We start from the raw sequence: 23,861 nt of genomic DNA, 5'->3' as shown, positions 1-23,861 counted from the left end.
CACACCGCGTCGCGCCCGTCTACTACGGTTGCGGCATGACCGAGAACCACCGACTCAGTCCCGGCGACACCGCGCCCGCCTTCACACTTCCCGATGCCGACGGCAAGGAGGTGTCCCTGGCCGACTACCGCGGCCGCAAGGTGATCGTCTACTTCTACCCGGCCGCCAGCACGCCCGGCTGCACCAAGCAGGCCTGCGATTTCCGCGACAGCCTCGCCGAACTGAACGGCGCCGGGCTCGAGGTCATCGGGATCTCGCCCGACAAGCCCACGAAGCTGGCCAAGTTCCGCGACAACGAGGAACTGACCTTCCCCCTGCTGTCGGACCCGGACAAAGAGGTGCTGCAGGCCTACGGCGCCTTCGGCGAGAAGACCATGTACGGCAAGACCGTCACCGGAGTCATCCGCTCCACGTTCCTGATCGACGCGGACGGCAAGATCGAGGTCGCGCAGTACAACGTGCGCGCCACCGGCCACGTGGCCAAGCTGCGGCGCGAACTGTCCGTCTGACACCCGGAGAACAGAGTAGTCCCGGCCCCCACCGGGCCGGGACTACTCGAACTCGGTGCAGCCCCCGCACGCGCCGAGAGTCCGGTTCCCGCGCAACGGGTTCCGCCGCGAACGGCCCGCGTCGCGAACGCGGGCCGCGCCGTCAGTGCCTCAGACGCGGGGCATGGTCTGGGCGGCCCACTGCAGCATCATGCGCCAGTGCCCGTCCCACCAGTTCGCGAACTCGGCGGTGCCCACCGGCGGCGGCGCGATCTCGCCCGCGAACAGGCCGCCCTCGGTGGGCGACCCGACCGGATGCGTCGGCGCGGGAATGATGGAGTCGAAATTGGCGCCGGTCTCGGGCTCGGGCTGCGACTTCACCAGCGGGCGCGACGGGCGGGCATCCGCGGGGGATTCCAGCGCCCCGCCCAGGTTCAGGGTGGCCGGATCGATGACGATGATCTCCGGATCCGGTTCCGGGGCAGGCTCTTCCAGCATCGGCATCGGCGCCTGCGCCTCGGTGGGCGCGAACGCGCCCTCGGGCAGCGCGTCCGTGGGCAGGGCGTCCGTGGGCAGGGCGTCCGCGAACTCGCCCGCCGAACCGGTGTCCACCGGGGCGGTTTCGACCGGGGCGGTGGTGTGGTGATCGACCGGTTGCGCGTCGGTGGTGACCCGGGCATCGGCCAGCATGGGTTCGGGCACGGTCTTGGAACCGCTGCTCGCGGAGTAGACGCCGCCCACGACCAGACCGCCGGCCAGCACGCTCGCGGCCGCGAAGAGCGCGGCGGTGCCCCGTGCCCGGCGGATCCGCTCGGCGGCCTCGCCGGCGTATTCGACCTCGGGCAGCGCGGACAGCGCCGCGCCGATGGCGGGGGCCGCGGTGGCCACCGAGCACGGAATCACGGGTGCGCCGAAGCCGGCCTCCAGCGCGCCGACGACCGCGGGACCGCTTGCGGCGGAACCGATCAGCACCACCGCGTCCGGCTTGACCCCGGCCGCGTCGAACTGGTCCCAGGCCGCGGTGACCGCGGCGCGCATGGCCTCCTCGGTGGTGCCGCCGCCGTTCAGCGTGACCGAGGCGCGCACGCGGCTGCGCTCGGGATCGATGAGGGAGAAGGTCTGCGCGCCGGGCACGACCTCGCAGATGGCGAGATCCTCGAACTCGTCCACCCAGGTCATGGCGCGGGCCACCGCGAGGTGCGCGGCCTTGGCCGACACCATCGAGGCCTCGTGCCACGGGCCGGCGGCCAGCTTGGTGACGATGGCGCGGCGCTCGGCGGCGTCGTGATACGCCACCGCCGCGCCGACGATCTCGCGATCGGGGCCCAACTTGCCCGCGAGCTCCTCGAGCACCAGCTCGACGGCGGCGGCCAGATCGGCCTTGGTATCGCCGGGGATCTTCTCCACCCGCTCCAGCACGACGCGCTCCGGCAACTTGTCACCGGTGTCGGCGAGAGCCACGGCACGGACGGTGCCGCGTTCGGTGGCGACACCTATGGTCACCGCGGAACGAACTACTGAGGTGGGAACCACAGATCAGCCTTCCAAGGTCGCTAAGTTCTGGTCATTACCCTCTTGTCGAGACTGCCGGGAAGCAGCTGCGATGAAGGTTCGTCGCCATTCCCGGGTGCGGATGGGTAAAAAACGGGGCGACATAGGGACACACGAACTACCGCAGCGTGTCATCGGAGTGTCGCTACCTCTAGGCTGTGGACGTGGATGCGCGTACGGGAACCAGGTCGACTCGACGACCGGACCCTGCGTTGGAGTTGCAGGACGACCCGCAGGAACTCATGCCGCGTCGCCGTCCGACGCAGGAACGGAGCAAGCGCAAGTTCGACGCCCTGCTGCAGTCCTCGCGCGAACTGCTGGTCGAGGTCGGCTTCGAATCGTTCACCTGTGAAGAGGTCGCCGCGCGCGCGGAAGTGCCGATCGGCACCCTCTATCAGTTCTTCGCCAACAAGTACGTGATCGTCTGCGAACTCAATCGCCAAGACCTGGTGGCGGTTTCACAGGAGCTGGCCGACTTCCACGGCGAGATCCCGTCGATGGACTGGCTGCGGCACATGAACGCACTGGTGGACCATCTGGCCGACCTGTGGATGACGGACCCCTCGCGCCGCGAGGTGTGGCTCGCGATGCAGTCCACGCCCTCCACGCGCGCGACCGGCGCGATTCACGAGAAGGAATTCGCCGAGGCGGTCGCGCAGATGCTGCGCCAGCTCATGCCGCGCACGCCGCGGGTGCGCCGTTCCATGATGGCGCAGGTGCTGGTGCACGTCGTGTACTCGATGCTGAATTTCTCGGTGCAGGACGGCCTGGCGCACGAGGACGCCGTGGCCGAACTCAAGCGACTGATGGTCGCGTATCTGCTTATCGCGGAGAAGGAATCGCGCACCGGGGGGCAGCGCAGTTCCCTCGAACCCGAGGCGAATTGAGTTGTCCCGAGGCGAACCGAGTCGTTCAGCCCTGGAGCAGGTCCGCTAGCTCACCCGGATCTTCCAGCACCACCATGGCCGCCGCGGTGTCCCCGTCGTGGGTCAGCGACAGGTGCACGCGCACCCGCGGCAGGAATTCCGCCGCCAGCCCGTGCAATTTGATGCTGGGCCGGCCCCAGGCGTCGTTGACGACCTCGATGAGCGGATACGGGTTGTCGCCGATCTGCGGGCTGCGCGCGAAACGTGATGAGGCCCAGGCCTTGATCACCGCTTCCTTGGCGGCCCAGCGGGCGGCGTAACTGCGTGCGGGATCGGTGCCCTTGCTTTGGCAGTAGCGCCGTTCTCCAGCGGTGAAACTCTCCCGGATCATGGTGGTTCCGGTGCGTTCCAGTTGTTCGGCGAATTCGGAGATGCAAACCAAATCCAGCCCGATACCAAGGATTGTCACTTGTGGGGACTCCTCGATTCCTTCTTGTGTGCGATCGAATGGGCGCAACATACCAGCGGAGCCTACGGTTCCGTAGGCTCCGCTGGTCGTGAGCTCAGTTGCGCCGTGTACTACACGGCCGCGGCGCTACCGGCAGGCCGGTCCCGGGGGGACTGCGACATAGGTTGTGTCGCTGCCCAGGCGGGCCTGCTGGGACAGGAGCATGTCGGCCTCGAGCTGGCGGGACTGTTTCGCGGGGGTGCCGTCGCCGCCGAGGCGGCGGTCGGCGGGGCGCTCGTAGAGGGGAGCGCCGCCGCACATCGCCTCGGTGATCCGCTGGCGGCCGGCGAGCTGACGGTCCTGGGCCCGGCGCTGGTACTCCTCGCGCTTGCCGGGCTCGAGCGCCTCGATGAACGCCTGCGGGTGCACGATCGCGACCAGGCCGGAGACGTGGCCGAAGCCGAGCGAGGTGACCAGACCGGCCTTGAGCGGGAAGCGATCTCCCAGATCCATGGCCTCGCGCACCCACACCAGGTGCGGGTAGGCGCGCATCTTCTCGTCCACGCAGTCCAGGCTGCGGTTGGGCGGGATGACGCCCTGCTCGAGCACCTGGCACAGGCCGATCATCTGGAACGCGGCCGCGCCGCCCTTCGCGTGACCGGTGAGGGTCTTCTGCGAAATCACGAACAGCGGAGCGCCTTCCGAGCGGCCGATGGCCGTGGCCAGCCGTTCGTGCAGCTCGGACTCGTTGGGATCGTTCGCCGCGGTGGAGGTGTCGTGCTTGGAGATCACCGCGATCTCGTCCGGCGCGACACCCAGCTTGGCGAGTTCCTTGGCCAGCTTGGACTCGGGCCCGCCACGACCGGCGCCCAGCGCACCCAGGCCCGGGGCCGGGATGGAGGTGTGCACGCCGTCGGCGAACGACTGGGCGTAGGCGACGACGCCGAGCACGGGCAGGCCCATCTCCAGCGCGACGCTGCCGCGGGCGAGCAATACCGTTCCGCCGCCCTGGGATTCGACGAAGCCGCCGCGACGGCGGTCGTTGGCCCGGGAGAAGTAGCGGTCGCTGATGCCCTTGGCGGACATGACGGCCGAGTCCGCGGTGGCGGACATGTCGCCGAAGCCAACGATGCCCTCGATGCCGAGGTCGTCGTAGCCGCCGGCCACGACCAGGTCGGCCTTGCCGAGCCGGATCTTGTCCGCGCCCTCCTCGACCGAGACCGCCGCCGTGGCGCAGGCCGCGACCGGGTGGATCATGCCGCCGTAGGAGCCGACGTAGCTCTGGACCACATGTGCGAGAGCGACGTTGGGCAGCGCCTCCTGCAGGATGTCGTTGGCGCGCGGCTCACCGAGCAGGTTGTCGATGTACAGCGAGCGCATCGAGGACATGCCGCCCATGCCGGTGCCCTGGGTGTTGGCGACCATGGCCGGGTGCACCCACTGCATGAGCTCGGCCGGGCTGAAGCCGGAGCCGAGGAACGCGTCCACGGTGCAGACGATGTTCCACAGCGCCACCCGGTCGACCGAGGCCGCCATGTCGGCGGAGATGCCGAAGCGGGTCGGATCCCAGCCGGTGGGGATCTGGCCGCCGACGAAGCGCGAGAGCTTGGTCTTGCGCGGGACGCGAATCTCGGTGCCCGCCTTGCGGGTCACCTGCCAGTCGCCCGAACCCTCGACGGGGGTGATGACCGTCTGCTCGGGGCCGGAGGCGTAGAACGCCCGCGCCTCGGCCTCGCTGTTCACGACGAAGGTCAGGTCCTTGTCGAGGAAGACCGAGGTGAGCAGCGGCACCGTGTTGTCGATCATGGCGCCGTCGTCGCCGTAGCGGCGCACGCCGCAGCGCTCGACCACGGTGTCGTGGTACTTCTCGGCCAGCTCGGATTCGGCGACGTAGTCACCGGATTCGGTGTCGTACCAGCCCGGCTTGGGATCGTTCTCCCAGGTGACCAGGCCGGTGGTCCAGGCCAGCTCGAGCACGCCCGCGGCCGAGAGCTGGTCCGAGACCTCCATCTCGAAGCGGGTGCGCGCCGAACCGTAGGGCCCGAGCTCGCCCGCGCCGACGATGACGACCATGTCGTCGAGATCGGCGGTGACCGAACCCCATTCGGGGACCGGCAGCGCGGAGGTCATGGTCGGCGGCGCGGGCAGCGCCGAAATGGTCGCGGCGGCAGCCTCTTCGGCGTCCGCGCCGACGGCTTCGGCCTGCTCGCGGGCCTCCTTGGCCAGGGCGGGCAGATCCAGCTTGGCGCGCGCGAGCCCGCCGGTCAGGTCGATCTGCTGCGGTCCGGTCGCGGTGACGATGCGAGCGCGCGAGGTGCACCACTTGAGCAGCTCGTCGGCCATCTCCGCGGTGGACCAGGTGTGCACGCCGGCCTTCTCCACGGCCTCGACCAGCGGGTCGTTGCCGCCCATGAGACCGGTGCCGCGCACCCAGCCGATCAGCGCGTGCACCAGGGTGACCCGCTCGGCCCAGGACTTCTCCGCGCGCCACTTGGCGACCACGGCGTCGAGCGCGGCCTTGGACTCGCCGTACGCGCCGTCACCGCCGAACATGCCGCGGTTGGGCGAACCCGGCAGCACCACATGCAGTTTCGCGTCCACGTTGTGATCCGCGCCGACCTTGGACAGCCCGCCGATGAGGCGTTCGACCGACCAGAGCAGAACCCGCATCTCCATTTCGGCGCGGGCCCCGGCGTCGGCAAGGTCACCGGCCACGCGGGGCGCGGCGAAGGGCAGCAGCAGCGACGGGATCATCGCCTCCTTGACCAGCACCTTCGCGCCGCCCGCGTTGTCGACCTGCTCGTTGCCGATCCAGTCGATGAGCGCGTCGACATCGCTGTAGGACGCCATGTTCGCGGGCACGACCCACAGGGTCGCGCCGTTGCGGGCGTGCTCGCGGTACAGCTTCTTGTAGAAGCCGATGCGATCGTCGTTGAGCGAGGAGGTGGTGGCGATGACCGTCGCGCCACCGGCCAGCAGGCGCCCGGCCGCGGCCGCGGCGATGGAACCCTTGCTGGCGCCGGTGATCACGGCGATGTCCGAGGACCATACGCCCGGCTCTTCGGTGGCGACGGCGGCGTCGGCGATGCGGCCGTAGACCCCGGCCAGCACCGAGCGGGCTTCGCTCTTGGCGCGCTCACGCCACCAGTTGGCCTGTGTCGCAACGGCAGCGCCGGCGCCGAGGTACCCCTCGACATCCAGGTCGGCGACGTCGGCGTCCACGCCCAGCCACAGCCGCGCGAGATCCTCGCGGGCGCTGGCCCAGCGATCGTCGATGAGCAGTGCCTTGCGGGCGTCGAAGGCCGGTGCCACCAGACGCGGCCAGTCCGTGCCCAATTCGGCCGAGACCAGATCGACCAGGGTGTCGTCGGAGGCTTCGGGGGCGGAGATCTGCTCGGTCAGCCCGAGCTGCTCCAGGATGACCCGGGCGGTGGTGGCGAGCACGCCGGTGTTGCCGGTGATCTGCTCGGTGAACTCGCCCAGGGCGGCGGCGTCGACCGTCGCTCCCCCGCCGCCGCCGGCGGACGGCATGGATACCGCGATCCCGCGGCGCGCGGCCACGGCCTGGACCGCGGCGTCGATGGCCGCGTCCACGGCGGCGCCGTCGTTGAGCCCGCCGGCGACGAGCCCGCCCATGTCCCCGCCGCGCACGCTGGCGCCTTCGCGGGTGCCGAGCGAGACCTCGGCGGTGACGTGGCTGGCCCAGCCGTCACCCAGGTCCCAGACCTTCTTGACGCGTTCGCCGATGGCGGCGGGCCGCTTGCCGGACGGGCCGAAGACCTTGCGCAGGTGATCGCCGATGGCGTCGGACAGCACCGAGCCGAACGGCTTGTAGGTGCGGGCCAGGCGCTCGACGGTGGCGGACAGCGCGCCCATGTCGGCGTCGGCGGCACCGTCGATGGCGCCGAGCGAGAGTTCCGCGCCGAGGTCGACCAGCAGCTGGTTGCGTCGTGAGGAGACGCCGTCGCACAGGCCCTCGATGGTGTCCACCGGGCCGATCTGGTCCAGCCGCAGCTTGGTCCACAGCGCGATGAGGATGCGGGTGGCGTCGGCCGCGCCGAAGGCGATGTCGTCCGGGCGGGGTCCGCCCGAGGACACCGGGGCGGCGGCCGGGGCGGCAGCGGCGGGAGCGCTTGCCGCGGAAGCTGTCTCGGCGGGAGTCTCCTCCGGCTCGTCGACCGGCGCCGGATCGGTGTCGGTGGCGTAGACGATGCCGGACTCGCGCTCGATGTTGAGCACCTCGACCACGGTGTTCGAGAAGCCGGGCAGCTTCAGGGTATTGGAGGCCAGGTTGGCGGTGGTCGGGGTGGCGGCGAGGCCGACCTCGACGAACCGCTCGACGCCGAGGCCGCCGTGCTCGACGTCGGTGAACAGCAGGTCCTGGGTCTCGATCCAGCGCACGGGGCTGGCGAACTGCCAGGCCAGCAGCTCGACGAGCACCACGCGGCACAGTTCGATGGGCTTGGCGGCCCACTCGTCCCACGCGGCGAGCACCTCGGCGAGCGGCTCGGACGGCACCAGATCCGCGATCTCCCGGATGAATTCGCGCTCGAGGCTGAACGGGCGCGGCACCAGGTTCGGGATGTAGCGGCCCACCAGCACCTCCGGGTGCAGGTCCGCGGGCAGCAGGCCCTGCAGCTTGGTGCGGAAGTCGGGCACGCCGGCGCGCAGCACGGTGGAGTGGAACGGCACGTCGATGCCCGGGATCAGGATGTAGGCGCGCTTGCCGCCGGTGATGGCGCGCAACCGCTCGATCTCGGCTTCGAGGGCGTCGAGTCCGGCGACCGTGCCCGCGATGGCGTACTGGGCGCCGCGCAGGTTGAGGTTCACGACCTCGAGGAACTCGCCGGAGGCTTCGCCGATGCCGGTGATGAAGTCGACGACCTCGTGATCGGCGACGCCGATCTGCGAGGGCCGGATGGCGGCCATCCGATAGTCGCTCAGGCCCTGGGCATTACGCGGAACCAGCTCGTGCATGGCCGAGCCGCGCTGGAACACCACCTCGAGGACGGCGTGCAGCGGGAGCACCCCGGCCACGGCCGAGAGCGCGTTGTACTCGCCGACCGAGTGGCCGGCCAGCATCGCGCCTTCGATGAAGACGCCCGCCTCGCGGAGTTCGGCGACCTGTGCGACACCGAGGGTCGCCATGGCGACCTGGGTGAACTGGGTCAGGTGCAGCACGCCCTGCGGGTGCCGGTATTCCACGCCCCGCGCCTTGAGGTAGGTCGGGTTGTCGCGGACCACGGCGAGAATCGAGAAGCCGAGGGCTTCGCGGGTGTGCTTGTCGGCGTCGTCCCAGACCGCCTTGGCGGCCTTGCAGCGGGTGCGCGCGTCCAGACCCATCCCCTTGGTCTGAATGCCCTGGCCCGGGAAGGCGTAGACGGTCTTGGGCGGCGCGACGCGACCGGTGGCGGTCATGACCAGATCGCCGTCGATGCGGCAGGAGACCTCGATGACCTCCGCGCCCTGATCCATGGCGACGCGTTCCACGCGCACGTCGATCTGCGCGCCCAGCCGGACCATGCCCAGGAAGCGGGTGGTCCAGGCGGACAGTGTGCGCGGGGGCACCTTGTCGGCGATGTCGATGGCCGAGACCGCGTGCTGGGCGGCGGCCGAGAGCCACATGCCGTGCACGATCGGGCTGCCCAGCCCGGCCAGCCTGGCGGCGGCGTCACTGGTGTGGATCGGGTTGAAGTCACCGGAGACCTGCGCGAAGGCGGCCATGGCGCGCGGGGCGACCAGGGTGACGTCGCGACGGCGGCGGCGCGGGGTGTCCTTGGCCTGCTCCGAGAGCACGCCGCCGGCGCGCGGCGGATCGCTGAGTTCGTTGGCCCCGGTGCGGCCGCGGATGGCGAAGCGCTCGGTGAGGGTGGCCACGGTCGGCATGGACATGCCGGTCTCGGGCTTGTCGAGCATGCCGGAGATGCGCACGCGCACCTCCACGACCCGGCCCATATCGGTGTCGAGGGTCTCGCCGGCTTCGGCCTTGACCGCGAGCACGCTTGCGGCGGAAGGCAGTTCACCGTTCAGCTGGATCTGATGATCCAGGTGCACGAGGTCGAGCATGCCCTCGATGACGCTGCGGTCATCGGCGGTGCGGGTGGCGCCGAGCACCGCGAACACCGCGGGCCAGCACGCGCCGACCAGCACGTCGGGCACGGTGCGGCCCAGGGTGCTCAGGCCGTCGGGCAGGCCGGAGCCGGTGACACCGGCGTGATCGGCGATCAGGTCCGGGCTCCAGGCCACGTTCAGGTGCGCGACCTTGACGCCGTCGGCGTCCTTGACCTCGGGCAGGGACTGCCCGGCGGCCACGCCGAGCAGCGCCGACATGGCGACGTCGGCATCGGCTTCGGTGATGACGGGCGCGCCGCCGTTGTACACGGTGACCGGGACGGTGACGCGGATCCGGACGGCATCCCGGCCGAGCAGCGGGACCGCCAATTCGACGTAGGAGTGGTCGGATTCGGGTCCGGTGACCGGGGTCAGGGTGGACCCGGTGGGCGGGTGGTTCGCGCCCTGCTCGGTGGTGACCCATTCGTTCAGGTCGCCGAGGCGGTGGATCGGGTTGACCGTGGTGCGGCCGGACCACTGCACGTCCGGGGCGGCCAGCACGATGTCGATGGCGCCCGCGGTGACGTCGGCGCGGCGGCGGCCGTCGACCGCGGCCGGGACGACGCCCGCCCGGACCAGGGAGTAGGCGGCGTCCTGCTCGAAGCGGTCCAGCAGTTCACCGACCGGCTCGTCCACGCGGGTGATGCCCGCGACGGCGACGGTGCCGGGAATGACGCAGACCTGATCGGCGGAGTAGCGCGGATCATGGGCCTGCCACAGCGAATCCGAGCGCCACCAGCGGCGCACGTCGCCGTCCACGACGGGTACGAAGTTGACCGGCTTGCCCGGGGTCTTGCAGAGCGTGACGAAGAACGGGACGTCCGCCGGGTGCAGCACGGTCGCCGCGGCGGCCGGGTACCGCTCCTTCAGCGTGCACAGCGCGCGGACCGGCTCCTCGAAGGCGGCGTCGTCGGCGAAGAGGGTCTCGATCTCGCCGCGGTCGGCCGGGTTGAGCCGGGATTCGGTGCGGCGCATCATCTCCGCGAAGCGGGTGCGCCAGGTGATGTCCAGCCAGACCGAGGCGGTGGCGTCGTTGATGGCGTCGGCGAAGTCGCCGCCGCAGTCGAAGTCCCGGCGCCGGTCCAGGCCGACCGCCAGCTCGACGTAGCGCTCGAGCCATTCGGTGTAGGTCATGGTGGCGACGTCGCCGAAGTACGGCTTGGCGGTGCCGTTCAGGGCGGTGATGATCTCGTCGCGACGGGCGGCCACGGCCTCGGCGTCGCCGGCGACCTCGTCGAGCAGGCGGCCGGTGCGCGAGGCGGAGTTGTCGATCTCGTGGATGTCCGCGCCCAATTGGCTACGGCCCGAGGCCATTCCGCCCTCGGCGGTGCCCGCGCCGACCCAGTCCGGGGTGCCGGGGGTGTCGACCAGGAGCTGCTTGACCTCGGGGGCGGTGGTGGCTTCGAGGGTCGCCATGGCGGCGGTGCCGACCAGGACGCCGTCCAGCGGCATGACCGGGTAGCCGTAGCCCTGCGACCAGACGCCGGTGAGGTATTCGGTGGCGCGCTCGGGGGTGCCGATGCCGCCGCCGACGCAGACGATCACATTGGCGCGGCTGCGCAGTTCGGCGTAGGTGTCGATGAGCAGGTCATCGAGGTCTTCCCAGGAGTGGTGGCCACCGGCCTTGCCACCCTCGATGTGCATGATGACCGCGTAATCCGGTGCGGCGTCGGCGATCCGCAGCACGGCGCGGATCTGGGCGACGGTGCCGGGCTTGAAGGCGACATGGGTGATGCCGACCTCGCTGAGCTCCTCGATCAGGGCGACGGCCTCGTCCAGCTCCGGGATGCCGGCGGTGACGATGACGCCGTCGAACGGCGCGCCCGCGGCCCGGGACTTCTGCACCAGGCGCTTGCCGCCCAGCTGCAGCTTCCACAGGTACGGATCCAGGAACAGGGAGTTGAACTGGACCGAGCGACCCGGGTGCAGCAGCTGCTTCAGCTCGGCGACGCGGTCGGCGAAGATCTGCTCGGTGACCTGACCGCCGCCGGCGAGCTCGGCCCAGTGGCCCGCGTTGGCCGCGGCGGCAACGATCTTGGCGTCCACCGTGGTCGGGGTCATGCCCGCGAGCAGGATGGGCGAGCGGCCGGTCAGGCGGGTGAAGGCGGTCTCGACCACGACCCGGCCGTTGGGCAGGCGCACCGGCTTGGGCGCGAACTCGGACCAGGCGGGGGCGACCTCGGGGGCCGCGCCGGGGGTGAACAGGCTGCGCTGGCCGGGGCGGGTGGAGGCGGCGACCACGCCGACGCCGGTGCCCTTGAGCGAACCGGCGGTGAGGCGGGTCAGCAGGTCGCCGGGGCCCAGGTCCAGGATCCACTGCGCGCCGTCGGCGACGGTGGTGTCGACGATGGTGACCCAGTCGATGGGATCGACGAGGACTTCCTGGGTGAGGGCCGCGGCCAGCTCGGCGTCCAGGCCGCACTGCTCGGCCCAGCCGCGCACGATATCGACGGTCTCGCCGAGGGCGGGGTGGTGGAAGGCGGCCTCGACCGGGATGTCCTCGAAGACGGGGGCGAAGACCGCGCCGCCGCGCTTCTTGGACTCGCGCTCGGCGGCCTGCTCGTCGTGGATCTCGGTGCAGCGCTGACGGACTCGGTCGAGTTGGGCGACCGGGCCACTGAGCACCGCGCGCCGGCGGCCGTTGCGGATGGACAGCACGGCGGCCTTGGACTCGTCCACGCCGAGCGCGAGCTCGTCGACGACGGCCTGCAGCTGTTCGGGGTCGACGTTGGAGACCGCGACCATCGGGGAGCGGTCACCGATCGGCATGAGGCCGCGCCGGCGGGCGACCAGGCCCGCGGCGGCGCCGATCAGCTGGGCGACGGCGAGCAGTTCGGCGTCGCGGTGCCCGTGCGCCTCGGCGGCGGTGGCGGCGATCCGGCCCTGCGAGTGGCCGATGACCGCGGCCGGGGGCCGGGTGACGATGTCCAGGCCCTGCAGGCGCAGCGCGCGCAGGGCCGCGATCTGGGTGAGGAACACACCGGGCATGGAGACCGCGGCGGAGCGCAGCACCTGCGCTGTGGGCGCCGCCGACACCTCCCCCTGGTCCGGGTCCGCGAGGTCTTCCTCGAGCATCCAGGCAACCGGGTCGAAACCGACCGGCCGGACCACCAGCAGCTGCGCCGCAACGGGTTCCAGCGCCTGCGCGGCTTCGTTGACGAGCGAGGTCAGCTCGGGTTCGAGCGCGGAATCGCGCCCGATCTCCTCCAGTTCACTGAGCCACGCGGCGCCCTGGCCACCGAAGGCCAGCGCGTACGGCGCGCCCGCCAGCAACCGATCGAGCAGTGACGACCTGACTCCGCTTTCCCGACTCTTCCCCGCCAGCCTGGCCTTGGATCCGGTTCCGGTGCTCTCGTTGATCGTCAAGACGTTCGACTTCCTTCTCCTGGCGGCCCGCCCCCACAGGACTGGGCCGCGCTCACGGTGCGCAGGTGTTCCTCCGGCCTACTGGCCCTGGTAGATGGCGAGGATTCCACAAAATCATGAGGATCTCCTCATGTTTGGTCGCGGCCCTCCGGCGTACTCCCGGGTATTTCGGTACGTACGTACCAGAAGATTGAGAAACATGACCCTCCCTCATGTTTGAAGGCGCTGGTGAGGCCGGTTACATGAGTGAAGGAAATGTGAGGCTTCCTCATATTGGCGGTTACCAAATCGTTATAAGCCCAGGTAGGGTTACCGACCAGTACGCCACGCCCGCCCGGTGCTTCTGGTTCCCCGTTCAGCCCGGTAGAGTTTGGACGGTCGTACCGTTAGCGCGAGTGGCGAAATTGGCATACGCGCCAGATTTAGGTTCTGGTGTCCACGGACGTGCGGGTTCAAGTCCCGCCTCGCGCACTTCAAGATCCCGGCAAACCGCCCACCCCGGCGGTGCCGGGATTTTCCGTTTCAGCAGGTTGCCAGGGAGTTCCCCAGCGCGACAGTAACTATCGGGCAAACGCTATTCGCGGGTCCGGTCCCCGCGAACGAGGCGGCATCATGTCACGCGGGCGGCGGCCCGCCGGGGTAATCCCGACGCGAAGTCGTTGAGCGGGACGGGATCTGGCAGGCGGGCCGGACGGTGGTCACGCTGACGGCGCACAGTGCCCCTATCCGCAAAGGCTCTCGGACGATGACGTTCTCCCGACCCAGTACCGTTCTGCTCGCGGCCGCCGCCGGCCTCGGGCTCGCGATCACCCCGATCGCCGAACCCGCGCCCGCGCACGCCGACCTCGGCGGCCTCGGCCTGCGCTACGTCAATTCGGTGACACTGCCGGACGAGCTGAGCTTCGACGGCTTCAAGGTCGGCGGGCTGTCCGGCATCGACTACAACGCCGCCGCGCGAAGCTACCTCGCGATCAGCGACAACCGCGGTGAGCAGGGTCCCGTCCGGGCCTACACGCTGGATCTGCCGATCGGCGCGGACGGCAAGCTGGGTGATCCGCGCTTCGACACACTGATTCGGTTGCGCGACATCGACGGTCAGCCGTATGCGCCGCGCGCGGCGGACACCGAGTCCATTCGCTGGCTGCCGACACAACAGGGCTTCTACTACACCAGCGAGGGCGAGGCCAAGACCGGTCGCCCGGGTTTCCTGCGGCAGGCCGCCATGGACGGGTCCTACGTGCGCGACCTGCCCGTCCCGGCCGCGTTCACCCCGGAACTGGACGATGCGGGCGTCCCGGTCGCGGGCATTCGCGACAATCTCGGATTCGAGGCCATGGCACCGTCGTTCGACAACACCGCGCTGATCGCGGTCAGCGAGAACGCGCTCGTGCAGGACGGCCCGGCCGCCGGGACCGACGCGGAGAGCCGAGCCCGGCTGGTGCAGATCCAGATCGGCACCGGAGCGGATCTCGCCGAATACATCTATCCGACCGATCGGGTAGCGCCCGGTGCGATACCGTCCGCCGCCGGCGTCGCGGAGATCCTCCCGATCGACGCGGGCCGGTTCCTGACCCTGGAACGCGGCTACGACCCGCGCACCGGATTCACCGCCCGCATCTACGAAACCTCTTTCGCCGGTGCGGATCCGGTGACCGGCATGGCGGTCGCACCCGCGACCGCCCGCCCCATGGGCAAGAAGCTGCTGTTCGATTTCACCGCGAACGGGATCGATCCGCAGTGCGCCGAGGGCATGACCTGGGGCCCGGCGCTGCGCGGTGGCGCACGCTCGCTGATCCTGGTGTCGGACAACAACTTCGGGCTGGCGGGCAAGACCGCGTTCCATCTGCTCGCGGTCGACGGCGGCGGTACCGGCAGTGGCAGCGGTGACGGCATCAGCAGCGGCAGCTGAGCGCGGTCGGCACCGACCTCGCCCTCATCGCCCACACCACCGTCACCACCCGCTTCCCCGACGACGCCATCCGCCGCTTCGACGGCGTCGGCGATGGCGGCGCACAGGACGGGTCCGGACCCCACGTTCGGCACCACGAAGCCCAGATGCCGCACTGGTCCGGGGGGACGCGCAAGCCGAACCTGAGCAACGGGTGCGGCCCCGCGCGGGAGTGCACCGTATCCACAGGTAGATAGCTATTTCCAGACCCCATTTCCGGACGGTGAACGCGAGTTGTCACCGCGTGCGACCGGCATGACGCTGGGGGCATGGAGTATCGCGAGTATCTGAGATTCATTCCGGCCCAGCATGTGCCGGAGCCGTTCACCGAACCGGTGTCGACGTGGTGGGAGTGGCGGGGCCGCCGGGTGCACATCGCGCGGACGGTCGACCCGCAGGCGCCGGTGCGGGTGCTCGCGATCCACGGCGGGGGCGGGCACGCGGGACTGCTGTGGCCGCTGGCCGCGCAGGCGGGGCCGGCGGGCGCGGAGGTCCTCGCCATCGACCTCCCGCTGTACGGAGACACGGTCGAGCCGCGGCCACGAGCGGTGCGGTACGGCGACTGGGTCGAGCTGCTGTGCGAATTCGTCAGGGAGCAGGCGGTATCCGATCCGCGACCGCTGGTGGTGTTCGGGGCGAGTATGGGCGGCATGCTCGCCTACGAGGTTGCGGCCCGGACCGGCATGGTGGCGCACGTCGTGGCGACCTGCCTGCTCGATCCCGCGGACCCGGACGCCCGGCGGGCCGCCGCGCGCTGGTCGTTCACCGGCCCGTTCGCGCCCGCGCTGCTGGGTGCGGTGGAACCGGTGCTGGGCGGGGTGCGGGTCCCGATCCGGTGGCTGGTCGACATGCGCAACATGAGCCCGGACCCCGCCCTCTCGCGGCTGTGCGCACACGATCCGCGCGGCGGCGGGGTGCGGGTGCCACTGGGATTCCTGTCGAGCTTCCTCCGATACCGCCACACCGCACCGGAGCTGTTCCCGAAAACCCCTGTCACCCTTGTACATCCCGCCGAGGATCGCTGGACGCCGCCGGAGCTGAGCGTTCGCTTCCTCGAAAGGCTCGGTGCGCCTGCCGAACTCGTCCTCCTGGAAGGGTGCGGGCACTTCCCCGTCGAAGAGCCCGGCATCGATCAGCTGGCCGATGCCCTGCGCGGGGTACTCACGGCGGCGCGCTCGACCGGCGCACCCGCCCCGGGTTCAGCACGGACGATCGAGTAGCCGGAACGCCCGGCCCATCGGCGCGCCCGTCACTCGGCCCGTCGGACCCGGTGCGCCGGGCGCGGGTCACCGATCAGCCGGTACACCAGGTCCAGGAGCTGGTCGGTGTCCACGGAACGGTGGATCAGAACGCGGTGCAGGTGGGTGTCGAGCCCGTGCACCATGGTCCGGGCGGTCAGCGCCGGGTCGGTGCCGCCGCGCCCGCAGCGCGTGAGGTGATGGGCGACCTCGTCGGCGAGGTGTTCCTCGAACGCGCGCAGCTCGGCCAGTTCCACCATGTCGCGAGGGGCGACCCGGTGCATGAGCGCGTGCAGGACCGGCCGATCACGGTGCAACTCGACGACGGTGTCCAGGATCGTCCGCACGGTCTGCTCGAAAGATGGCTCGGTGCGGCGCAATTCGGCGAAGACGACCTCCAGCCGGGCCGCGCCTTCCCGCAGATGCCGTTCGGCGAGCCCGCGCAACAGCGCGTGCTTGTCCGGAAAGTATTGGTAGAGCGTGCCGATCGAGACGCCGGCGCGCTCCGCGATCCGATTGGTCGTCGCCGCGAGTCCTTCGCGCGAGAACATCTGTGCGGCGGCTTCCAGCACGATCTCCACGGTCTCGCGGGACCTGCGCTGCGTGGGCGTCCGGCGCCGGACCTCGGTCATACCTCCCACGGTAATCCGTTCATTCCGGCGTTCGCGCACCGTCCAGGTATTGCCCGAGCATCGCACCCAGGATCTCGAGCCGGGGCTCGTCCAGCTCCGGCAGCGGGAACGGCCCGTGGTGCACGGCGTCCCCGTCGAAGAACGTCCCGACCATCGAGCCGAGCACGAAGACCTGGTCCGAGCTCAACCCGCGCAGGGCGGACATCTTGCTGCCGCTGGCCAGCAGGGCCGCCGCGTAGTCCGCTCGCGCCGTCGAAAGTCGTTCCCGTAGTGCGGGATCCGTGCGCGCGGCCACCGTCAGCTCCAGCCAGACCGTGTTGAGCGGATCCCGTGCGGCCGAGCGCCACAGCGCCAGCACCGTGTGCACGTCGCCCCGTTCGGACAGCTGCGCCATCTTCGCGATGAACTCCTCCATGAGCCTGCGGCCGACCTCCGCGGCGGTGGCCGCCACCAGGTCTGCCAGGGTGTCGAAGCGCCCGAAGAGCCCGCCGTGCGATACCCCCGCGCGCCGGCAGACCTCCTTGACGGTCACCCCGACGTATCCGGCCTCGAGGATGGTCAGAATGGTCGCGTCGATGAGCAGTCCGCTCGTCTCGGCCCGGCGCTCCGCTTGCGTTCGGCGAGTCACCCCCACCTGTAACTCCTCCCACGCTGGGCGGTCGAACCGGGCGGCGCACCGCCCCGCGGGCGGCCGCCCGTCAATAAACGATCAACCGGTCGATATTTACGCTATCAAGCCGGGGCCCGGTCGCCGGTCACACCGGCGGGCCCGGCGCCGCCCGGCGATCGGTCATCGGCCGGGCGACCGCACGCGAAAGTGGGCTCAATGCCCCTGCCGGACAGGCTCGTTCACCCCACCCCGCGGATGCCGCCGCCGCCACTCCAGCAGCAGCACGACCCCGCCGGCGACGAACAGCACGGCCGCCGCCACCCCGGCGACCAGCGCCCAGCCGCCGAATCCGTACCCGCCCGCGACCAGCGCCATACCCACGGCCACGATGCCCAGCCCGAAGAGCAGGATCCCCAGCACATTGACGCCGTCTTCGATGCCCTCACCCGCGTGTTTGCGCGGGGTCCGGCGCAACCGCATTCCCGATGTCCGGCTCTCTGTCATGTCACACCTCCTGCGCACGCGTTCGCGCGCTCCGACTGCCTCTAGCCCCAGCACTACCCGGGCGGCCGCGATCGAATCGCCGGGGCGAAATCCGGCGCCACGAAAACCCCTGGCAGGTAAGGGCAGCCTTAATTAGGCTGCGGTCATGGGTGAATCGGTATCGCTGGGTGCGATCCAGGAAACACTGTTGATTCCGCTGTACGGCCGCGCCGAGGACGCGCGGCGACAGCCGAGCGTCCTGAACGACCGGCGGGCGATCGAGCTCGTCGAGGCCATCGACTACGACTTCACGAAATTCCGCGGTCCGTCCCTGTCGGGGTCGGTACTGCGCGCCGCCATCTTCGACGAATACGTGCGCGGCTTCCTGCGCGAGCATCCCGAGGGCACCGTGGTCGATCTCGGCTGCGGCCTCTCGACCCGATTCGACCGCCTGGACAACGGCCGCCTGCGCTGGTTCGACCTCGATGTCGAGGACACCATGGCCCTGCGCCGCAGGTTCTTCCAGGACGGCGACCGCTACACCATGATTTCCGGTTCGCTGTTCGACACCGACTGGTTCGAGCGGGTCACCGAACGCCCCGGTCCGCTGTTCCTGCTCAGTGAGGCCGTCATGCTCTACTTCCCCGCCGAGCGCGTGCACGCGGTGCTGCGGCAGCTGGCCACCCGATTCCCGGACACCCCACTGGCTTTCGACACCGGCGGGCAGCTCATGATGAAGAGCCAGGACCGCAACCCGGTCTTCCAGGCGGTCAGCGCGCGCATGCAGTGGATCTGCGACGATCCGGCCACGCTGGAAGTACACGGCCTGCGCCTGCGCGAATCGCGCACCTTCGCTCAGCCGCAACCGGCCGTGGCCCGAGAATGGCCGTTCAAATACCGCGCCATCGCCAAGCTCTTCGGCTGGGCGCCGCCGGTCACGACCTACAAGCTCAACCTCTTCACCACCGACCCGGCCTGAGCACGGACCCGCGCCCGGCCCCGACACTCGGGGCGGGCACGGTCCCCGGCTAGACGCCGAGTCCGCGCGCGAGCACCGGCCAGGACGCGACCAGCTCGTCGTCCCAGTAGCCCCAGGAGTGGGTTCCGTAGGGCCGCAGCACGACCGTGGCCGCGATGCCGAGCTCCTCCAGGCGGGCGCCCATGCTCCGGGTGCACTGATCGGTGGCGGCCTCGATGATGCCGCCCACCAGCAGCTGATTCGCCAGCGCGCCCACGCCCGTGCCGACCATGCGGCGGTCGCCGACCTTGTCGTAGGGGCCGGGCAGGCCGTTGCCGCTGGAGAGGTAGAGCTCGATGCCGCGCAGCCCCTCCGCGTTGAGGTACGGATCGTTGGTGGCCCAGTGCGGATCCTCCGAGCCGCCGTACATGTTCGCCGCGTCGCTGCCGCTGTAGCCGACGGTGAGCCGGACGAACGCCTGGCCGATGGGATCGGAGATGCGGGCGCACCCGCTGTAGGCCGCCACGGCGCTGTACAGGCCGGGCTTGGCGATCGGCAACTGCAGCACCGAGGTGCCCGACATCGACACGCCCGCAATGGCATTGACGCCGTTCGAGCCCAGGGCCGCGTCCATCAGCGGCGGCAGTTCCTCGGTCAGGTAGGTCTTCCACTTGACCACGCCCAGGCGCGGATCGGGCGAGCGCCAATCGGTGTAGTACGACCCCGCGCCGCCGATCGGCTGAACCACGTTGACGCCCTTGTCCGCCAGGAATTCCTCCGCGCGGGTCTGGTGATCCCAGGTGCCGATGCCGATGCCGCCGCTGCCGCCGTTGAGCAGGTACAGGATCGGGCGCGGCGCGGAGGTGTCGGCCGGGCGCTGCACCTCGACGGTGAGTTCCGAATCCATCGCCACCGAGTAGACGGTGAACTCCAGGTGCCTGTCCTCGTCGACCCGCGAGCGCACGATGTACGACCCGTCGGGTGCGACCACGGCGCCGGGCGGCGCGGCCGCCACGCCGGGCCGGGCGCCCGGCTCGCTCGGTTCCGGTGCGGCGGTACAGGGGGCCGACGGCAGGAGGACGGTGAGAATGCCTGCGGCAATCAGCGCAGCCGCGGCGCGCGTGGTCGAGCGAGAAAACACCTGCTGGGCCTACTTCTTCCGCACCGCTGCCTGGGGCACACAGCGGCGTTCAACTTCCGATTAGCTGTAACGACGCCCGCACCCTACGACAGATTCGGCGGGTATGGGTGTGTGAAGTCTGGCAGCCGTTGATAAACGGCAGGTTTCCAAATCCTGACAGCGGGGGTTGTTCTGCTCCGGCGGAGTCTTACTACCCTGCGGCGGCCGCTCGCGGGTTACGGTGGAGGGCATCTGTTCACCGCTCGGCCCTTCCGTGGAGGCGATTTGCGCGTCATCGCTCGCATTCTGCTCGTCGTGCTGATGCTGGCCGGGGGCGCCGGGCTGCTGAGTCCCGCGGCGGTCGCCGTCCCGGCGGATCCCGTCATCGACGACGTCAGCGCGGGCGAGATCGACCAATTGCTGGCCGTGCGCCGCGCCGCGCCCGCGGGCATCGGCAAGGGCGAGCTGATCGAGTTGCTGTCGGCCCACTTCCTCGGCACGCCGTACGGGGCGAACATGCTCGTCGGCGCCGCGGACCGGCCCGAAGAGCTGATCGTCGACCTGCGCCGGGTGGACTGCTTCACCTTCCTCGACTACGTCGAGGCCCTCACGCGGTCGACCACCCGCGCGGAGTTCGTCGCGAACCTGGTCGAAACCCGGTACACCGGCGGCGAAGTCGCGTTCACCAAGCGCAAGCACTTCTTCACCGACTGGGCGAACGCGCCCCGGACCGCGGCCGCGGACATCACCGGGACGCTCTCCCCCGCCGCGGTCAGCGTGCCGAAGCGGCTGAACATCAAGGGCGACGGCAGTTCCTACCTGCCCGGGCTGCCCGCGGTGGATCGCGCGATCACCTACATCCCGGCGGGCGCGGTGAACGAGGCGGTCGTCTCGCAGCTGCGCACCGGCGATTACGTCGCGGCCTACGCGGATCTGCCGGGCCTCGATGTCACGCACGTGGGCATTTTCGTGCGGACGCCGAACGGCCCGGTCTTCCGCAACGCCAGTTCACTGGCCGCGTACCAGGTGGTGGACACCCCGTTCGCCGAGTACGTCGGCACCACCCCGGGCCTGGTGGTCCTGCGCCCGCAGTGATCGCTCACCCGCGTCGTCGATGAGCGATCGAGGGCCGCACCGGTATCCGGTGCGGCCCTCGATCCATCTCGTGCCCGGCGATCACGCCGGGTGCATGCGGTTCACAGCACCAGGATGGGCTTGATGGTCGTACCCGCGTGGGCGTCGTGCAGGGCGGTGTTGATCTCGTCGAACGCGTAGCGCCGGGAGATCTTCTCGATCGGGAACTTGCCCGCCCGATGCCATTCGATCAGCTGCGGGATGAATTCCTGCGGGTCACAGCTGCCTTCGATGCAGCCGCGCACGGCCTTGCCGTTGCCGATGAGATGACCGATCTCGAAGTCCATGGTGGCCTCGCCCAGCCCGACCAGCACGAGGGTGCCGCGCGGGGCCAGCGCCAGCAGCGCCTTGGCGATGACCGGGTTGGCCGCGGTGGTGTCCAGGGCGAAGTTCGCGCCGCCGCCGGTCGCCGCCTGGATCTGGGCCACGACGTCCTCGGCCGCGCCGTCGATGGTCGCCGCCGCTCCGAGTTCCTTTGCCAGGGTGAGCCTTTCGGCCGACAGATCGACCGCGACCACGTTCTCGACCCCGAGCGCCCGCGCGGCCAGCAGCGCGGACATGCCGACTCCGCCGACCCCGAAGATCACGATGGACTCATGGGCCGCAGGCCGCATGACGTTGGCGACCGCGCCCGCGCCGGTCTGCACACCGCAGCCGAACGGGGAGCTGGCGACGAGATCGACGTCGTCGTCCACCACGACCACGCTGCGCCGCGAGACCAGCGCGTGGGTCGCGAAGCTGGACTGCCCGAAGAACACGCCCATCACCCGCTCGCCGTCCTGGCTCAGCGGTGAGGTGAAGTCGGAGCGGCCGCCCGAGGTGTTGCGCACCACGAAGTTCTCGCAGTAGGACGGCACGCCGGCCGCGCACTGCCCGCAGTCCCCGCAGCTGCTGTAGGTCAGCAGCACGTGATCGCCGACCTTGACGTCGTCGACGTCCGAGCCGACCTGCTCGACGATGCCGGACCCCTCGTGCCCGAGCACGATCGGCAGCTCCGCCGGGAACACGCTCTTGGTCACCAGGTCCGTATGGCATACCCCGCTCGCGACGATCCGCACCAGCACCTCGTCGGCGCGGGGCTCCTCGAGGGTGATGGCTTCGAGCCCGAGCGGGGCCTGCGCCCCACGCGCAACCGCGGCTGTGATGTCCACCGGGACACTTCCCTTCCCAAGGTCGGCGAAGCGACTCTCACGCCGATTCACCTGCACCCTAGGCGACCGAAGCAAGTATTTCTAGAACCTGTTTCAGTTGGTGGACACATGCCTTGACAGCTGCTCGGTCAGCTCCCCGAAAGCACCAGCAACAGGTCGCCGCCGTCGACCTGCCGGCCCCTGCCGATCGCCACGCGATCGACCACGCCCGCGCGGGGTGCGGTGATCGCGGCCTCCATCTTCATGGCCTCGATGGTGGCCACGGTGTCGCCGGCCTCGACGCGGTCGCCCTGGGACACCGCGACGGTCACCACTCCGGAGAAGGGCGCGGCCAGCTGGGCCGGGTCGGCGGGGTCGGCCTTCTCGGCGAGGGGAACCTGCTGGGCGAGGGAGCGGTCGCGGACCTGGACCTGGCGGAGCTGACCGTTGAGGAGGCAGACGACGGTGCGCATGCCGCGGTCGTCGGGCTCGGAGACGGCTTCGAGGTTGATCAGGAGGGTGACGCCCTTGTCGAGCTGGACGCGGTGCTCCTCGTCGTGGCGCAGACCGTAGAAGAACTGGTTGGCGGACAGGGCGGAGATGTCGCCGTACTTCTCACGGTGCGCGCGGAACCTGGCGGTCGGTCCGGGGAACAGCAGGTTGTTGAGCGTGGCGCGGCGCTCTTCGGAGCTGCCGTTCAGACCCGCCTCGTCCTCGGCGGTGAGCGGGGTTTCCGGCTTGGCCGCGCCGCGCCCGGCCAAGGCTCGGCTGCGGAAAGGTTCGGGCCAGCCGCCCGCCGGGGTGCCGAGTTCCCCGCGCAGGAAACCGATCACCGAGTCGGGGACGTCGAAACGCGCCGGGTCCGCGGCGAAGTCGTCGATCTCGACGTTCTTGCCGACGAGGGCGAGGGCGAGGTCGCCGACGACCTTCGAGGACGGGGTGACCTTGACCAGCCGGCCCAGCAGCCTGTCCGCGGCAGCGTATTTCGCCTCGACCTCCTCGAACTGATCACCCAGACCCAGCGCGATGGCCTGCTGACGCAGATTCGAGAGCTGACCACCGGGAATCTCGTGGGTGTACACGCGCCCCGTCGGACCCGGGAGCCCGGATTCGAAAGGCGCGTATACCTTTCGCAGTGCTTCCCAGTACGGCTCGAGGTCGCACACGTTCTGCAGGTTCAACCCGGTGTCGTGCGGGGAGTTCGCCGTCGCGGCGACGATCGCCGACAGCGCGGGCTGGCTGGTGGTTCCCGCCATGGGCGCGGACGCGCCGTCGACCGCGTCGGCTCCGGCCTGCCAGGCGGCGAGGTAGGTCGCGAGCTGGCCGCCGGGGGTGTCGTGGGTGTGCACGTGCACGGGCAGATCGAATTCGCGGCGCAGCGCGGTCACCAAAGTGGTCGCGGCGGGCGCGCGCAGCAGCCCGGCCATGTCCTTGATGCCGATGACGTGCGCACCGGCTTCCACGATCTGCTCGGCCAGCTTCAGGTAGTAGTCGAGGGTGTACAGATCCTCGTCCGGGTTCGACAGGTCCCCGGTGTACGAGAGCGCGACTTCGGCCAGCGTGGTGCCGGTTTCGCGGACCGCGTCGATCGCGGGGCGCATCTGATCCACGTTGTTGAGGGCGTCGAAGATGCGGAAGATGTCGATACCGGTCGCCGCGGCCTCGGAAACAAATGCGCGCGTTACCTTTTCGGGGTACGGGGTGTATCCGACGGTGTTGCGCCCGCGCAGCAGCATCTGCAGGTTGATGTTCGGTACGGCCTCGCGCAGCGCGGCCAA

At 70.2% G+C, this 23,861-nt stretch carries 15 protein-coding genes and 1 tRNA gene; 7 read left to right on the top strand and 9 right to left on the bottom strand.

What is annotated here, in order from left to right:
• Positions 1 to 35 precede the first annotated feature (35 nt).
• Positions 36 to 509 carry a thioredoxin-dependent thiol peroxidase gene (bcp, locus tag ABZ319_RS27140; protein WP_354989320.1) on the top strand — a complete coding sequence of 158 codons (474 nt, stop codon included), beginning with the start codon at positions 36 to 38 and terminating at the stop codon, positions 507 to 509.
• Positions 510 to 659: 150 nt separating this feature from the next.
• On the opposite strand, the gene ABZ319_RS27135 is transcribed toward bcp, so the two are convergent.
• Entirely contained in the window at positions 660 to 1,991 is a 1,332-nt protein-coding gene (locus tag ABZ319_RS27135; protein ID WP_354989319.1) for a hypothetical protein, read from the bottom strand.
• Positions 1,992 to 2,251: 260 nt separating this feature from the next.
• On the opposite strand from ABZ319_RS27135, the gene ABZ319_RS27130 reads away from it, so the two are divergent.
• Entirely contained in the window at positions 2,252 to 2,926 is a 675-nt protein-coding gene (locus ABZ319_RS27130; protein ID WP_354989318.1) for a TetR/AcrR family transcriptional regulator, read from the top strand.
• A gap of 25 nt (positions 2,927 to 2,951) precedes the next feature.
• Here the strand turns inward: ABZ319_RS27130 and ABZ319_RS27125 are convergent, their stop codons facing one another.
• Both ABZ319_RS27125 and ABZ319_RS27120 read right to left on the bottom strand, forming a co-directional pair.
• Positions 2,952 to 3,374 (bottom strand): holo-ACP synthase, encoded by a 423-nt coding sequence (locus ABZ319_RS27125; protein WP_354989317.1) that lies wholly within the window; start codon positions 3,372 to 3,374, stop codon positions 2,952 to 2,954.
• Positions 3,375 to 3,500: 126 nt separating this feature from the next.
• Positions 3,501 to 12,830 (bottom strand): fatty acid synthase subunit beta domain-containing protein, encoded by a 9,330-nt coding sequence (locus tag ABZ319_RS27120; protein ID WP_354989316.1) that lies wholly within the window; start codon positions 12,828 to 12,830, stop codon positions 3,501 to 3,503.
• A 389-nt stretch (positions 12,831 to 13,219) separates the two neighbouring features.
• Here ABZ319_RS27120 and ABZ319_RS27115 point away from each other — a divergent pair.
• The 3 genes from ABZ319_RS27115 to ABZ319_RS27105 all read left to right on the top strand — a co-directional run bounded on the left by ABZ319_RS27115 (position 13,220) and on the right by ABZ319_RS27105 (position 15,998).
• A tRNA-Leu gene (locus tag ABZ319_RS27115) sits at positions 13,220 to 13,301 on the top strand.
• A 274-nt stretch (positions 13,302 to 13,575) separates the two neighbouring features.
• Positions 13,576 to 14,739 carry an esterase-like activity of phytase family protein gene (locus ABZ319_RS27110; protein ID WP_354989315.1) on the top strand — a complete coding sequence of 388 codons (1,164 nt, stop codon included), beginning with the start codon at positions 13,576 to 13,578 and terminating at the stop codon, positions 14,737 to 14,739.
• 308 nt (positions 14,740 to 15,047) lie between these two features.
• Entirely contained in the window at positions 15,048 to 15,998 is a 951-nt protein-coding gene (locus ABZ319_RS27105) for an alpha/beta hydrolase (protein WP_354989314.1), read from the top strand.
• Positions 15,999 to 16,027: 29 nt separating this feature from the next.
• Here ABZ319_RS27105 and ABZ319_RS27100 read toward each other — a convergent pair whose 3' ends face one another.
• The 3 genes from ABZ319_RS27100 to ABZ319_RS27090 form a co-directional block, all read right to left on the bottom strand.
• Positions 16,028 to 16,648 (bottom strand): TetR/AcrR family transcriptional regulator, encoded by a 621-nt coding sequence (locus ABZ319_RS27100; protein ID WP_354989313.1) that lies wholly within the window; start codon positions 16,646 to 16,648, stop codon positions 16,028 to 16,030.
• A gap of 19 nt (positions 16,649 to 16,667) precedes the next feature.
• Complete coding sequence (locus ABZ319_RS27095; protein ID WP_354989312.1) at positions 16,668 to 17,276, bottom strand: TetR/AcrR family transcriptional regulator; 609 nt, start codon at positions 17,274 to 17,276, stop codon at positions 16,668 to 16,670.
• 195 nt (positions 17,277 to 17,471) lie between these two features.
• On the bottom strand, positions 17,472 to 17,762 hold the full coding sequence (locus ABZ319_RS27090) for a hypothetical protein (RefSeq protein ID WP_354989311.1): 291 nt from the start codon (positions 17,760 to 17,762) through the stop codon (positions 17,472 to 17,474).
• A gap of 145 nt (positions 17,763 to 17,907) precedes the next feature.
• Here ABZ319_RS27090 and ABZ319_RS27085 point away from each other — a divergent pair, with 145 nt between their 5' ends.
• Positions 17,908 to 18,720 (top strand): class I SAM-dependent methyltransferase, encoded by an 813-nt coding sequence (locus tag ABZ319_RS27085; RefSeq protein ID WP_354989310.1) that lies wholly within the window; start codon positions 17,908 to 17,910, stop codon positions 18,718 to 18,720.
• Between the two features lie 49 nt (positions 18,721 to 18,769).
• Here the strand turns inward: ABZ319_RS27085 and ABZ319_RS27080 are convergent, their stop codons facing one another.
• Entirely contained in the window at positions 18,770 to 19,840 is a 1,071-nt protein-coding gene (locus tag ABZ319_RS27080; RefSeq protein WP_354989309.1) for an alpha/beta hydrolase family protein, read from the bottom strand.
• 264 nt (positions 19,841 to 20,104) lie between these two features.
• On the opposite strand from ABZ319_RS27080, the gene ABZ319_RS27075 reads away from it, so the two are divergent.
• Positions 20,105 to 20,914, top strand: coding sequence for a DUF1460 domain-containing protein (locus ABZ319_RS27075; RefSeq protein ID WP_354989308.1), 810 nt, complete (start codon positions 20,105 to 20,107; stop codon positions 20,912 to 20,914).
• 101 nt (positions 20,915 to 21,015) lie between these two features.
• Here the strand turns inward: ABZ319_RS27075 and ABZ319_RS27070 are convergent, their stop codons facing one another.
• The gene (locus tag ABZ319_RS27070; protein WP_354989307.1) at positions 21,016 to 22,104 is read right to left on the bottom strand and encodes an NAD(P)-dependent alcohol dehydrogenase; all 1,089 of its coding nucleotides are present in this window, start codon (positions 22,102 to 22,104) and stop codon (positions 21,016 to 21,018) included.
• A 128-nt stretch (positions 22,105 to 22,232) separates the two neighbouring features.
• A partial coding sequence (locus ABZ319_RS27065) for a biotin/lipoyl-containing protein (RefSeq protein WP_354989306.1) occupies positions 22,233 to 23,861 on the bottom strand: 1,629 nt, incomplete at its 5' end.

The sequence above is a fragment of the Nocardia sp. NPDC005978 genome (assembly GCF_040614455.1).
Classification (GTDB): domain Bacteria; phylum Actinomycetota; class Actinomycetes; order Mycobacteriales; family Mycobacteriaceae; genus Nocardia.
Note: the sequence above shows the minus strand (reverse complement) of the source record. Positions and strands in the feature narration are given on the sequence as shown.